General features: G+C 69.7%; 12 protein-coding genes. 4 read left to right on the top strand and 8 right to left on the bottom strand.

Annotated features, from left to right (window positions below; all coding sequences use genetic code 11):
* Positions 1-72 precede the first annotated feature (72 nt).
* The 3 genes from ACSDQ9_RS11765 to rpsO form a co-directional block, all read right to left on the bottom strand.
* A complete protein-coding gene (locus ACSDQ9_RS11765; protein WP_435147241.1) occupies positions 73-2,286 on the bottom strand; it encodes a polyribonucleotide nucleotidyltransferase in 2,214 nt (737 codons plus the stop codon).
* A 358-nt stretch (positions 2,287-2,644) separates the two neighbouring features.
* Positions 2,645-3,556, bottom strand: coding sequence for a hypothetical protein (locus tag ACSDQ9_RS11760; RefSeq protein ID WP_435147239.1), 912 nt, complete (start codon positions 3,554-3,556; stop codon positions 2,645-2,647).
* Positions 3,557-3,899: 343 nt separating this feature from the next.
* Positions 3,900-4,163 (bottom strand): 30S ribosomal protein S15, encoded by a 264-nt coding sequence (gene rpsO / locus ACSDQ9_RS11755; protein ID WP_435147236.1) that lies wholly within the window; start codon positions 4,161-4,163, stop codon positions 3,900-3,902.
* A gap of 271 nt (positions 4,164-4,434) precedes the next feature.
* On the opposite strand from rpsO, the gene ACSDQ9_RS11750 reads away from it, so the two are divergent.
* Entirely contained in the window at positions 4,435-4,923 is a 489-nt protein-coding gene (locus ACSDQ9_RS11750; RefSeq protein WP_435147234.1) for a GNAT family N-acetyltransferase, read from the top strand.
* Positions 4,924-4,967: 44 nt separating this feature from the next.
* On the opposite strand, the gene ACSDQ9_RS11745 is transcribed toward ACSDQ9_RS11750, so the two are convergent.
* A complete protein-coding gene (locus ACSDQ9_RS11745; RefSeq protein ID WP_435147232.1) occupies positions 4,968-5,912 on the bottom strand; it encodes a bifunctional riboflavin kinase/FAD synthetase in 945 nt (314 codons plus the stop codon).
* Positions 5,913-5,948: 36 nt separating this feature from the next.
* On the opposite strand from ACSDQ9_RS11745, the gene ACSDQ9_RS11740 reads away from it, so the two are divergent.
* Positions 5,949-6,650, top strand: coding sequence for an AzlC family ABC transporter permease (locus tag ACSDQ9_RS11740; RefSeq protein WP_435147230.1), 702 nt, complete (start codon positions 5,949-5,951; stop codon positions 6,648-6,650).
* On the top strand, positions 6,647-6,958 hold the full coding sequence (locus ACSDQ9_RS11735) for an AzlD domain-containing protein (RefSeq protein ID WP_435147229.1): 312 nt from the start codon (positions 6,647-6,649) through the stop codon (positions 6,956-6,958). The genes ACSDQ9_RS11740 and ACSDQ9_RS11735 overlap by 4 nt, the downstream gene beginning before the upstream one ends.
* A 21-nt stretch (positions 6,959-6,979) precedes the next feature.
* Here ACSDQ9_RS11735 and truB read toward each other — a convergent pair whose 3' ends face one another.
* The 4 genes from truB to ACSDQ9_RS11715 form a co-directional block, all read right to left on the bottom strand.
* Positions 6,980-7,882, bottom strand: a complete 903-nt coding sequence (gene truB, locus ACSDQ9_RS11730; protein WP_435147227.1) for a tRNA pseudouridine(55) synthase TruB — start codon at positions 7,880-7,882, stop codon at positions 6,980-6,982.
* On the bottom strand, positions 7,879-8,373 hold the full coding sequence (gene rbfA, locus ACSDQ9_RS11725; protein WP_435147224.1) for a 30S ribosome-binding factor RbfA: 495 nt from the start codon (positions 8,371-8,373) through the stop codon (positions 7,879-7,881). The genes truB and rbfA overlap by 4 nt, the downstream gene beginning before the upstream one ends.
* Before the next feature lie 78 nt (positions 8,374-8,451).
* Positions 8,452-11,445, bottom strand: a complete 2,994-nt coding sequence (gene infB, locus ACSDQ9_RS11720; RefSeq protein WP_435147380.1) for a translation initiation factor IF-2 — start codon at positions 11,443-11,445, stop codon at positions 8,452-8,454.
* 264 nt (positions 11,446-11,709) lie between these two features.
* Positions 11,710-11,982: a YlxR family protein gene (locus ACSDQ9_RS11715; protein WP_435147222.1), complete on the bottom strand. Its 273-nt coding sequence runs from the start codon at positions 11,980-11,982 to the stop codon at positions 11,710-11,712.
* A 172-nt stretch (positions 11,983-12,154) separates the two neighbouring features.
* On the opposite strand from ACSDQ9_RS11715, the gene ACSDQ9_RS11710 reads away from it, so the two are divergent.
* Positions 12,155-12,766, top strand: coding sequence for a hypothetical protein (locus tag ACSDQ9_RS11710; RefSeq protein ID WP_435147220.1), 612 nt, complete (start codon positions 12,155-12,157; stop codon positions 12,764-12,766).
* Positions 12,767-12,919 lie beyond the last annotated feature (153 nt).

The raw sequence follows: 12,919 nt of genomic DNA, 5'->3' as shown, positions 1-12,919 counted from the left end.
CCGGAAAGCACGGACGCCGACCATTCCACCAGGGAACGGTCGGCGTCCGGGGTCGAACCGCGCGGGCTCAGATCACTGCTCGGCGGGAGCGGCGTCCTCGTCCTTGCCCTCGATCACGGGGATCAGCGACAGCTTGCCGCGATCGTCGATCTCGTTGATCTCGACCTGCAGCTTCTGCCCGACCGAGACCACCTCCTCGACGTTCTCGACGCGCTTGCCACCGGCGAGCTCGCGCATCTTCGAGATGTGCAGCAGGCCGTCCTTGCCCGGGAGCAGCGAAACGAACGCGCCGAAGGCCGTGGTCTTGACGACGGTGCCCAGGTAACGCTCGCCCTTCTCGGGCATGGTGGGGTTGGCGATCGCGTTGATGGTCGAACGAGCGGCCTCGGCGGCCTCGCCCGACTCGGCACCCACGTAGATGGTGCCGTCGTCCTCGATCGTGATCTGGGCGCCGGTGTCTTCCTGGATCTGGTTGATCATCTTGCCCTTGGGGCCGATGACCTCACCGATCTTGTCGACGGGGATCTTCAGGGTGATGATCCGCGGCGCGTAGGGCGACATGTCGTCGGGAGTGTCGATGGCCTCGGCCATCACCTCGAGCAGCGTGTGGCGGGCACGACGGGCCTGCAGCATGGCCTTCGCCAGCTCGTCGGCAGGGATGCCGTCGAGCTTGGTGTCGAGCTGCAGCGCGGTCACGAAGTCGGCGGTACCGGCGACCTTGAAGTCCATGTCACCGAGGGCGTCCTCGGCTCCCAGGATGTCGGTCAGCGCGACGTAGTGGGTCTTGCCGTCGAGCTCCTCGCTCATCAGGCCCATGGCGATGCCGGCGACCGGAGCCTTGAGGGGCACACCGGCGTTCAGCAGTGACAGGGTCGACGCGCAGACCGAACCCATCGAGGTGGATCCGTTGGAGCCCAACGCCTCCGAGACCTGACGGATGGCGTAGGGGAACTCCTCGCGGCTGGGCAGCACCGGCACGAGCGCACGCTCGGCCAGGGCGCCGTGACCGATCTCGCGACGCTTCGGTGACCCGACGCGGCCGGTCTCACCGGTCGAGTAGGGCGGGAAGTTGTAGTGGTGCATGTAGCGCTTGGTGCTCTCGGGCGCCAGGGTGTCGAGCTTCTGCTCGAGACCCAGCATGTTCAGGGTGGAGACACCCAGGATCTGGGTCTCGCCACGCTGGAACAGCGCCGAGCCGTGCACGCGCGGGATCACGCCGACCTCGGCCGACAGGGTGCGGATGTCTTCGACACCGCGGCCGTCGATGCGCACGCCGTCGGTCAGGGTGCGACGACGCACGATCTTCTTGGTCAGCGACTTGAAGGCGGCCGAGATCTCACCCTCGCGCCCCTCGAACTGGCCGGCGATCTCATCGGTGATGGACTTGCGCAGCTCGTGGCTGGCGTCGTCGCGCTCCTGCTTGCCGGCGATCTGCATGATCTCGGCCAGCTTGGCGGCGCCACGGCTCTCGACCTCGGCGTAGACGTCGTCGCCGTACTCGGCGAAGACGGGGAAGTCGAAGGTCTCCTTCGGCAGCTTCGCGGCCAGCTCGGCCTGCGCATCGCACAGGGCCTTGATGAACCGCTTGGACGCCTCGAGGCCCTCGCCGACGACCTCTTCGGTCGGGGCCTGGGCGCCGGCGCGCACCTGGTCGAAGGTGATCTCGGTCGACTCGGCCTCGACCATCATGATGGCGACGTCACCGTCGGGCAGCACGCGGCCGGCCACGACCATGTCGAAGACGGCTCCCTCGAGCTGCTCGACGGTCGGGAACGCGACCCACTGGCCGTCGATCAGGGCAACGCGCACGCCGCCGATGGGGCCCGAGAAGGGCAGCCCGGCGAGCTGGGTCGACATCGAGGCGGCGTTGATGGCCACCACGTCGTAGAGCACGTTGGGGTTGAGAGCCATCACCGTGACGACGACCTGCACCTCGTTGCGCAGGCCCTTCACGAACGACGGACGAAGCGGCCGGTCGATCAGGCGGCAGGTGAGGATGGCGCCCTCGGAGGGGCGACCCTCGCGGCGGAAGAACGAGCCGGGGATGCGACCCGCGGCGTACATGCGCTCCTCGACGTCAACCGTCAGCGGGAAGAAGTCGATGGAGTCGCGGGGAGTCTTCGCGGCGGTGGTCGCCGAGAAGAGCATGGTGTCGTCGTCGATGTAGACCACGGCGGCGCCGTCGGCCTGCTTGGCCAACAGGCCGGACTCGAAACGAACGATGTGCTTGCCGAACGTGCCGTTGTCGATCACGGCCTCGGCGAACTGAATGTCAGGACCCTCCACGGGATTCCTCTCATTGTTGGATGATGCGGCTCTCGCGGGCGCACCGTCGTCTGCACGACCGTCGCGGCCGCCGCCGACCCGGGCTGGGTCACGGTGAGGTCGGACGATCTGCGGGTGCGCCACTCGCGGACCAGCCGGTCTTCGATCGAGACCCGCGGGGATTCACACCCGAAGGTCACTACCGAGGACCAGACCGTGTTCTCGAGCTGCGAGGCAGGGTTCACCCATGTGAACCGTGATCCAGTCTAGCGGGATCCCCGACATTTGGCCCCCGCCCCCACCCGACCTGGCTTCAGGTGGTGCACATGGCTTCAGTTCTGGAGCGAAGCCATGTGCATGAACTGAAGCCAGGTCGCTGTCAGGCGGCCCGACGGCGAGCCTCGGCCAGTGCTGCCTCGATCGTGCGACGGAACGTCTCGGGGCGTTGCAGGTCATCGGGCATCCAGCGGACGAGCGCCCACCCATGCGACGCCAGGCGTGCGGCGCGCCACCGCTCGGCGACCACGGCGTCACTCGCTCGTCCGCCATCGGGGTGGTCGTACTTGGTGCGGCCGTCGCACTCCCCCAACAGCCGCTCCTCCTCCCAGCCGAAGTCGCCGCGACCCACCAACTGGCCCCAGGGCGTCCGCACCTCCACCTGCTCGGCGGGCCGGGGCAATCCGAGCTGGAACATCCGCAGCCTCGACACCGATTCAGCAGGGCTCTCGGCCAGCGGGCTGGCCTGGGTCGCGGCCAGTCGGGCGGCGACCACGCCGGGACGCCGCCGGTGACGAGCGAGCACCTCGTTCAACTCCTCGGCGCTGACCCCCTGCCTTCGCACCCAGTCGCAGGCCACGATGCCGACATCGGCTCCGAAGGCTCGGCCGAGGTCGACCGCCGTGCGCGTCATCGTGGTCAGCGGAACGCCGTCGAGCTCGGTGACCTCGGCGGGCGACCAGGGACAGTTGTGCGCATGCACCGGGCCGCGGATGTTGCCCCGGGTCGAGTCGGCCCGGGTCACCCACACCCGGCGGCCATGGTTCAGCCGCCACAGGGGGATGCCCCACATCACGGCCGCCGACAGGTGGGAGAACACGGTGCCCGGCCCGATCTCAGGAAGGTTCGCCCACACCAGCTTGCGCGGGTCGAGGCGCGCGTCGTCCGGAGTGAGGAGGTAGCGACCACGACGGGCGCGCACCAATCGGCCGTCGCGAAGCCCTCGTTCGATGGATCGCCGGCTCCACCCCAGGGAGAGCAGGTCGGCGGACCCCACGAGGGTCCCGTCGGGCATCAGCGGAGGCCACCGCTTCGGTTCGTCCGGGTTCATGGGTTCGAGCCGACCACGCGATCGTCCAGCACGGCACACGTTCGGGTGCACGGACAACACTCGGACAACACTCAACGCGTGCACCACCGGCCCGCCCGCCCCTCCGGACGACGACCTGGCTTCAGTTGGTGCACTCAGCTTCGGTTCTGGGACGAAGCCAAGGGCAGCAACTGAAGCCAAGTCGGGTTTGGCGGGGCGGGGTGATGGCGGGTGGCGGCTGCCCGGAGGTGGGGTGGGGCTGGCGCCGCCCCGACACGACAACGCCCCGGCTCCCATCAGGGAACCGGGGCGTGGAATGCCGGTCAGATCACCGACGCAGGCCGAGACGCGCGATCAGCTCGCGGTAGTGCTCGACGTCCTGCTTGGCCACGTAGTTGAGCAGACGGCGGCGCTGGCCGACCATCAGCAGCAGCCCACGACGGCTGTGGTGATCGCCCTTGTGCTCCTTCAGGTGCTCCGTCAGGTGCGCGATGCGCTTGGTGAGCAGCGCGATCTGAACGTCGGGAGAACCGGTGTCGCCAGGGGCGGTCGCGTACTCTTCGATGATCTTCTTCTTGGTGTCAGCATCCATCTGGTGGTGCTCTCCTTCCGTCCGATGCGCGGTGTCGTTCCCGGTTGGGCGACTCTCTCGATCCGCGGGCGTTCCACGCCGAGGGACAACACTACCCGCTGAACCCGTCCCAGACGAAATGCTCCCGTCGACGAGCTCCCTCCGGCGAACCTTCGAACCTTGGAGGATGCTGTGAGCTTCCCCATGCTTTGCCATGACCCCCTCCCGCTGATCAACCGCCCGTGATTGACTGAGGGGGCCCAGCCCGCCCCACGACCCAGAAGGAGCATCCATGGCCGACCCCACGATCCTCATCCGCGCCGTCACCGAGGCCGACCTCGATGCGCTGAAGGCGATGGAGACCCGTCCCGAGCTGGCGCTCACCGAGGACGTGTTCGCCGGTCAGGTGGCTGGCGATGCGATTTTCGCCGTTGCCCTGGTCGATGACGTGGTGCAGGGATCCGGAGTGCTCGACCTGCGCGAGTCCGACCTGCAGCCCGAGGTCAAGCTGCTGTGGGTGCAGCCCGGTTTCCGGCGCATGGGTCTGGGCTACAAGCTCACCGGGTTCCTCGAGGACGAGGCCCGCGCCAAGGGTCACGTCGCCTGCTTCATGGCCATCGACCCGAACAACGAGAAGGCGATCCCGCTGGCCATCGATCTGGGCTACTCGGCGACCGGCGACCACAAGTTCGTGGAGGATCCCGATGCCGAGCAGGTCTCCCACCCCAGCCAGGTGAGCAACTACTACGCCGTCTACCGCAAGTCGCTGACGATCCGCTGACGTACGCCGCCCGAGGCACGACGCGCTGGCCAGCGGCCCAGTCCTCAGGACGAGAGCCCGAGCACCCCGCGCGCCTGCTCCACATCGGCACCGATCTGTTCGATCAATGCCTCCAGCCCGGTGAACTTCACGTTCCCGCGCAGCCTGGCCACGAACTCCACGGCCACCCGCACCCCGTACAACTCCAGGTCGGTGCGGTCGAGCACGTAGGCCTCCACCACCCGGTCGGGCACGTCGTCGAAGGTGGGGTTGGTGCCCACCGAGATGGCGGCCGGCAGGCGCGGGGCGTCGGGCTCGTCCAGTCGGGTCAACCAGCCGGCGTAGACCCCGTCAGCGGGCGCCAGATGACCCGCCTGCACCGGCAGGTTGGCCGTCGGAAAGCCGAGTTCACGACCACGCTGGTGCCCCATCACCACGGTGCCGACGTAGCGGTGGGGTCGTCCGAGATGGTCACCGGCCGCCTCGACGTCGCCGACGGCAATGGCGTCGCGAATCGTGGTCGAACAGGTCACCTGGGCATCGGTCTCGACGAGCGTCAGGGGCACCACCCGGAACCCGCAGCCGCCCTCGCGGCGCCCCAGATCGGCCAGGGTCTGCACGGTTCCCGAGGCCCGGGTGCCGAAGGTGAAGTTGGTGCCCACCACCACCACGGCCGGGTTGAGCGGCTCCAGCACGTTGTCGACGAACTGTTCGGGCGACCACCCCATGACGTCGCGGGTGAACGAGACCACCCGCACCTCCGACGCCCCGGCCTGCTTCAGCAGGCGGATCCGATCGTCGAGGCCCATCAACAGTTCCGGCTCGGAACCCGGACGAATCACGGCCTGCGGGTGGGGCCAGAACGTGACCGCCACCAGCCGCAGATCGGGTTCCTGCGCCTGGGCGTGCGCGAGCAGTTCACGGTGCCCACGGTGCACGCCGTCGAAGTTGCCGATGACCACCACGGTGCGGGGTCGCTCGATGGTCGCCTGACCGGCTGGAATCTGCACGGCCACGAGTCTAGACACCCCTAGAGTGGACGAGCCATGTCACGCCTCACCCCGGCAGTCCGCGCCGGACTCGGCATCACCCTCGCCGTCTCGCTGTACGGCATCTCGTTCGGCGCGCTCGCGACCGCCTCGGGACTCTCGGTGCTGCAGGCCCTGGTGCTGAGTGCCGTGATGTTCACCGGCGGATCGCAGTTCGCCTTCGTGGGGGCGATGGCGGGCGGCGGGCCCACCGCCCTCGGCGCTGCCGCCCTGCTCGGCCTGCGCAATGCCGTCTACGGAGCCGAGATGAACGCGCTCCTGCGCTTCCCGGCGAAGCTTCGTCCGTTGGCGGCCCACGTCACCATCGACGAGTCGACGGCCACCGCACTGGGCCAGGACACCCCGGCCGAGCAGCGCCGCGGGTTCTGGACCGCGGGCCTCGGAATCTGGGTGGGTTGGACGACCATGACCCTGGTCGGCGCCCTGCTCGGTGAGGCCCTCGATCCGAAGCGCTGGGGCCTCGACGGGGCCGCGGTCGCCGCCTTCATGGGCCTGTTGTGGCCACGGCTGCGCCAGCGTCAGGCGGTGGCCATCGCCATCGCCTCGGCGGTGGTGACCTTGCTGCTGGTACCCGTACTCCCGGTCGGGGTGCCGTTGCTGGTGGCGGCGGCCGTCGCGGGCGTCGTGTCTTGGGTGCGCCCGGGGCGGGTCAGCGCCAAGCCTGCAGGTCTCTCCGATGAGCAGGAGGTGTCGTCGTGACCTGGTGGGGATGGATCCTGCTGGCCTGTCTGGTCGCCTACCTGACCAAGTTCGTCGGGCATCTGGTGCCCCACCAGACGTTGGAGGGTCCGCGCACCACGTCGGTGATGACCGGCATGACCGTCGGCCTGCTGGCCAGCCTGATCGCCCTCAACACGGCCACCTCGGGCACCTCGCTGGTGCTGGACGCCCGACTGGTCGCGTTGGCGGTGGGCGTCGTCGCACTGCTGCTGCGCGCACCCTTCCTGGTGGTCGTCGTGCTGGCCACGGCGGCCTGCGCCGGAGCGCGCCTGCTCGGCCTGCCCTGAGTTCGCCTCAGACCACCCGCGTCAGCCCACCAGCACCGCGACGGGCTTCGTCCACCCGTGGCGTTCGGGGTCGGGTTCGTGCAGCGCCAGCAGGTCACCGTCGGGGTCGATCAGTGCCGTGGGCGACGTGGTCAGCTCGAGCCGCAGGGCTCGTCCGAAACGCACGTCGGTGGCCTGTTCGGCAGTGAGGTCGACGTGGGCGAAGGCGGTTCGTCCGACCTCACCCATCTCCATCAGAGTCGGTACCGACTCGCCGGTCAGGTCGACGCTGGCGCCCGTGTCTGAACCGTCCGGCAGCTCGAAGCCGCCGATGCGGGTGCGGCGCAGCGCGGTCAGGTGGCCACCAACGCCCAGGTCGGCCCCCAGGTCGCGGGCCAGCGCCCGAATGTAGGTGCCCGACGAGCAGTCGACCACCACGTCGAGGTCGCACCACTGCCCCACGACCCGGCGGGCCAGCACGTCGAACCGGCTGACGGTGACCGGACGCGCCCGCAGGGCCACCTCCTGGCCACCGCGCACCAACGCATAGGCGCGCTGCCCGTTCACCTTGATGGCCGACACGCTGGAGGGCACCTGCTCGATCGCGCCGCGCAGGCGCTGCATCCCGGCCTCAACGGCGGCGTCGGTCACCCCCGAGGCGTCGACAACGGACGAGAGCTCGCCCTCGGCGTCGTCCGTGGTGGACGACTGACCCAGGCGAATGGTGGCCAGATAGGTCTTGTCGTGCCCGGCGAGGTGCCCGAGCAGTCGGGTGGCCCGGTTGACGCCGATGATCAGCAGCCCGGTCGCCATCGGGTCGAGGGTGCCGGCGTGCCCGACCTTGCGGGTGCCCAGCAGCCGCCGCATCCGCCCCACCGCCTGGTGGGACGTCCAGCCCTGCGGTTTGTCGACCAGCACGATGCCGGACGAGACCTCCCCGCTCATCGGGTCGGGGTCTCGTCCGCCTCGTCGTCCAGGTCGTCCCCGTCCAGGTCGTCGTCCTCGTCCAGGTCCTCGTCCTCGTCGTCGTGACGGTAGGGATCGGCGTCACCGGCGTACGCGGCGGAGGCGGCCTGCTCGGCCAACTCGGCGTCGCGCTGCTTGGCGCGGGCCAGCAGGTCTTCGATGGAGCGGGCCTGCTCCTCGGTGGCGTCGAGGTGGAAGGTCAGGGTGGGGGCGAACCGCAGCCCGAGACGCTTGCCCACGGTCGAGCGCAGCAGCCCCTTGGCCGACTCGAGGGCGGCGGCGGTCCCGGCACGCTCCTCGTCCGACCCGTAGACGGTGTAGAAGATCGAGGCGTCACGGCTGTCGCCCGTGAGGCGCACGTCGGTGACGGTCAGGAACCCGAGACGGGGGTCCTTGATGCGGCGCTCCAGGGTTTCGGCGACGACCACCTTGATCTGGTCGGCCAGCTTGGCCACGCGGGGGTTGCTCATGGGATGTCCCTTCGTGAGGGTGGCAACGGCGGAGCGCTGGTGCGCTCCGCCGCTGCCGGTGAATGGTGTGTCGCGAGGTCAGTCGCGGGGCTTCTCGACCATCTCGTAGGTCTCGATGATGTCGCCCTGCTTGATGTCGGTGTAGTTGCCGAGCGTGAGACCACACTCGTAACCCTCGCGCACCTCGGTGGCGTCGTCCTTCTCGCGCCGCAGCGACGCGATCGAGGTGTCGGCCAGCACGACTCCGTCGCGCAGCAGGCGAGCCTTCGCATTGCGACGCATGAGGCCCGAGAGCACCATGCAGCCGGCGATGGTGCCGAACTTCGACGACCGGAAGATCTCGCGAATCTCCGCCTGTCCCAGGGTCTTCTCCTCGTAGATCGGCTTGAGCATGCCCTTGAGAGCAGCCTCGATCTCGTCGATCGCGGAGTAGATGACCGAGTAGTAGCGAATGTCGACGTTCTCGCGGTCCGCCATCTGCGTGGCGTGCGGGGTGGGCCGCACGTTGAAGCCGATGATGACGGCCTTCGAGGCCGCGGCCAGCGAGACGTTGGTCTCGGTGATGGCACCGACACCGCGGTCGATGACCCGCAGCGACACCTCGTCGCCGACGTCGATCTTCGACAGGGCGTCCTCCAACGCCTCGACCGAACCAGCGCCGTCGCCCTTGAGGATGAGCAGCAGCTCCTGCGTCTCGCCCTTTTCGAGCTGCTCGAACAGCTGGTCGAGGGTCTTGCGACGCGAACCGGCGGCCTGCGCGGCGGCACGCATGCGCGCCTCACGCTTGTCGGCGATCTGGCGGGCCATGCGATCGTCCTCGACAACCAGGAAGTTGTCGCCGGCACCGGGCACGCTGGTCAGACCCAGCACCTGCACCGGCATCGAGGGCGGAGCCTCGTCGACGGTCTCGCCCCGGTCGTTGATCAGGGCACGCACGCGACCGTGGGCCGAACCGGCCACGATCGAGTCACCGATCCGCAGGGTTCCGCGCTGGATGAGCACGGTCGCCACGGCACCACGACCCTTGTCGAGGTGGGCCTCGATGGCCACACCCTGGGCGGGCATGTCGGGGTTGGCGCGCAGGTCGAGGGCGGCGTCGGCGGTCAGCACGATGGCCTCGAGCAGCTGGTCGAGACCCTCACCGGAGACCGCGGAGACGTTGACGAACATGGTGTCGCCGCCGTACTCCTCGGGCACCAGCCCGAACTCGGTGAGCTGTCCGCGCACCTTGTCGGGATCGGCCGTCGGCTTGTCGATCTTGTTGACCGCCACCACGACGGGCACGTCGGCCGCCTTGGCGTGGTTCAGCGCCTCGATCGTCTGCGGCATCACACCGTCGTCGGCCGCCACCACGAGCACCGCGATGTCAGTCGCCTTCGCACCACGGGCACGCATGGCGGTGAACGCCTCGTGACCGGGGGTGTCGATGAAGGTGATCTTGCGCTCCAGGTCGTCGACCTCGGTCTCGACCTGGTAGGCGCCGATCGCCTGGGTGATGCCACCGGCCTCGCCCGCGACCACATTGGTCTTGCGCAGCGCGTCCAGCAGGCGCGTCTTGCCGTGGTCGACGTGACCCATGACGGTGACGGCCGGCGGGCGCGGGGCCAGATCAGACTCGTCGCCCTCGTCCTCACCGAACTCGAGGTCGAAGCTCTCGAGCAGCTCGCGGTCCTCGTCCTCGGGCGAGACGACCTGGATCGAGTAGTTCAACTCGGCGCCGAGCACCTCAAGGGTCTCGTCCGAGACCGACTGGGTGGCGGTCACCATCTCGCCCAGGTTGAACAGCACCTGCACCAGCGATGCCGGCTCCACACCGATCTTCTCGGCGAGGTCGGTCAGCGAAGCGCCACGGCGCAGGCGAACGGTCGAGCCGTCACCCTGCTTGACGCGCACGCCACCGATCAGCGGCGCCTCCATCTGGTCGAACTCTTGCCTGCGCTGCTTCTTCGACTTGCGTCCACGACGACCACCGGCGCCGCCGCGACCGAAGGCACCCTGGGTGCCGGAGCCACCGCGACCGCCGCGACCACCGCGACCGCCGCCGGCGGGCGCACCCGCGCCGGGGCCGAAGCCTCCGGCACCGGGACCGCGACCGGGGCCACCACCGGGGCCACCGCGACGGGGGCCACCGGGGCCACGGCCGCCGGGACGAGCCGGAGCGCCGACCTGGTTGGACTGCTGCTTGGGCATCATCGCCGGGTTGGGGCGGGGCATGCCGGGCACACCACCGGTGCCACCGGGGCGAGGCATGCCGGTCGGGCTGCCTGCGGGGCGACCCTCACGGCTCACCTGACCGGGACGACCCTGGGCAGGGGCGCCCTCGGGGCGACGACGGGCCGTGCCCATGCCCTGCGACGGGGCGAACGGGTTGTTGCCGGGACGGGGTGTGCCCGTCGTGCGGCGCGCACCGGGCTGGCCGGAGGGCAGACCACCGGAGCCACCCGGACGGGGGGCACCCGGACGAGCGCCGGGCTGGCCCGGACGCGGGGAGCCGGGGCGGGCGCCCGCGGGGGCCTGACCACCGGGGCGCGGAGCCGAGCCGGCGGCGGACTGACCGGGGCGAGGAGCACCGGGGCGGGGGCCGGACGACGGACGCGCCTGACCTGGCTGACCCGAGGGACCCTGAGCCGAGTGACCCTGAGCCGAGGAGGCCTGACCGGGGCGTGCCGAAGGGCCAGCCGGCGCGGAGTTCTGCCCGGAGCCGGGCTGGTTTCCGCCGCTGTTCTGGGTTCCGCCGCTGTTCTGGGTTCCGGCGGCGTTCTGGTTTGCCGCACCCTGGCCGGAGGCATCACTGGGGCGCGGCGCTGCCGTGCCCGGACGAGGCGCCTGGCTGCGCTCCTGGGCTGCCTGCGGAGCCGGGGACGAGGTCGTCCGCGCGGTCTCCTGCCGAGCGGCCGGCTTGGGGGCTGCACCGGGCTTCGGTGCTCCACCCGCGGGCCTGTCGGCGGCCGGCTTGTCACCGGCGGCACCGCCACCGGACTTGGCCTGCTCGCGCAGCTTGCGCACCACAGGCGGTTCAATCGTCGACGAAGCCGACCGGACGAACTCGCCCATGTCATTCAGCTTCGACAGAACGTCTTTGCTTTCGAGTCCGAGCTCCTTGGCGAGCTCATAGACGCGGACCTTTGCCACTTGTCTCCTTCAGGTCCGGTCGCGACTCGGCCGAACCTCTAGTTGTCGTGCTTGCTCATTGGTGAGTACTCATCGAGTGGTCATGAGCGTCAGCCCACTTTCCGAAGTGCGGCACCCGCTTGCGGCGGAGGCGCGGAAGGAAGGTCACGCTCGAGGTTCGAGCGGACACGCGGACTCAAGTCTAGCCAGTTGGCACCGGGGACGCTAACCGGTTCCCGCTCCCGGGGCGTCCTGTGCCGGCAGCACCAGCCCGGTCGCATCCGCGGCCCGACGCTGACTGCGGGCGAAGGCCCCGCGCTTGACGGCGAGGGCGAGGCAGGCCGGATCGGAGTGCAGCCAGCTGCCTCGTCCGGGGAGTCGCCGAGCCGGATCGGGGACGACGCGCCCGTCGACCACGACAAACCTGGTCAGCTCGCGCTGCGGCGCGGTGCGACGGCAGCCCACGCAGGTGCGGATCGGCTCGTTCGCGGTGCTCACCCTGTGAGCGTATCGCCCGATGCACAGCCTGCTGACAGTCCCCTGACACCCCCGACCCAGCCAGCCGGGTTCCCATGGACCATGCCCATCCCAGCAACAACATCGATCGATGGGTGACGTCGTCGGATCCACCGGCGGCGTGCCTCAGAGCAGACACGAAAGGTTCAGCACCATGAACAAGCGTGCAACCATCACCGCGGCCGCCCTGATCGGCACCGCCGGTCTCGGACTGGGGGCCGCGCAGTTCGCGATGGCCGACCCCTCGCCCTCGACCACCGCTTCCCCGTCGGCGTCGTCGTCCTCGAGTTCGTCCACGAGTTCGTCCACGACAGGCACCGACACCGCGAAGCCGGATCGCCCCGGGGGGCCGCGCGGCGGTCACGGTGGCGGGTTCGCCGGGGCCGACAGCGCCGCCCTGGCCAAGCAGCTCGGCCTCGACGAGTCGAAGGTGAGTGCGGCCGTGAAGGCGGCGTCGGAGTCGGTGCGCGACTCGGGCACCCAGCCGTCCAAGGACGCCACCGAGGCCGATCGGGAGGCCGCCCGCACCGCCCAGCAGAAGGCCTTCGTGACGGCCCTGGCCAAGGAGCTGGGCGTGAGCGAGGCGAAGGTGACGGCCGCCATCGAGGCGGTGCAGGCCGCCCACAAGGCCGAAGGTCTGACCGCGCTGAAGACGAAGCTCGACGCCGCGGTGAAGGCGGGCACCCTCACGCAGGCCGAGGCCGACGCGGTGGTGAAGGCCTACAACGCCGGCGTCATCCAGGGCGGCGGTCGTCCTGGACGCTGATCGAGGGACCCTCCACCCTCGGACACGACCCCGGATCGCCGGTGGGGATCGCAGGTGAGACCACCGGTGACACGACACCACCGATCCGTTTCGGCTTCCCGGGTGCGGGGCCTTTCCCCCCTGGGAAAAAAAAAACGCCCCCAGGAACCAAGA

Source organism: Aestuariimicrobium soli (genome assembly GCF_051192575.1).
In the GTDB taxonomy this organism is placed as follows: domain Bacteria; phylum Actinomycetota; class Actinomycetes; order Propionibacteriales; family Propionibacteriaceae; genus Aestuariimicrobium; species Aestuariimicrobium soli.
Note: the sequence above shows the minus strand (reverse complement) of the source record. Positions and strands in the feature narration are given on the sequence as shown.

What these genes read in the sequence shown, in the direction of transcription:
- ACSDQ9_RS11760 (WP_435147239.1), bottom strand. Translation starts at nt 3,556, where the DNA reads ATGCCCGACGGGACCCTCGTGGGGTCCGCCGACCTGCTCTCCCTGGGG.
- rbfA (WP_435147224.1), bottom strand. Translation starts at nt 8,373, where the DNA reads ATGAGCAACCCCCGCGTGGCCAAGCTGGCCGACCAGATCAAGGTGGTC.
- ACSDQ9_RS11710 (WP_435147220.1), top strand. Translation starts at nt 12,155, where the DNA reads ATGAACAAGCGTGCAACCATCACCGCGGCCGCCCTGATCGGCACCGCC.
- ACSDQ9_RS11750 (WP_435147234.1), top strand. Translation starts at nt 4,435, where the DNA reads ATGGCCGACCCCACGATCCTCATCCGCGCCGTCACCGAGGCCGACCTC.
- ACSDQ9_RS11740 (WP_435147230.1), top strand. Translation starts at nt 5,949, where the DNA reads ATGTCACGCCTCACCCCGGCAGTCCGCGCCGGACTCGGCATCACCCTC.
- rpsO (WP_435147236.1), bottom strand. Translation starts at nt 4,163, where the DNA reads ATGGATGCTGACACCAAGAAGAAGATCATCGAAGAGTACGCGACCGCC.
- truB (WP_435147227.1), bottom strand. Translation starts at nt 7,882, where the DNA reads ATGAGCGGGGAGGTCTCGTCCGGCATCGTGCTGGTCGACAAACCGCAG.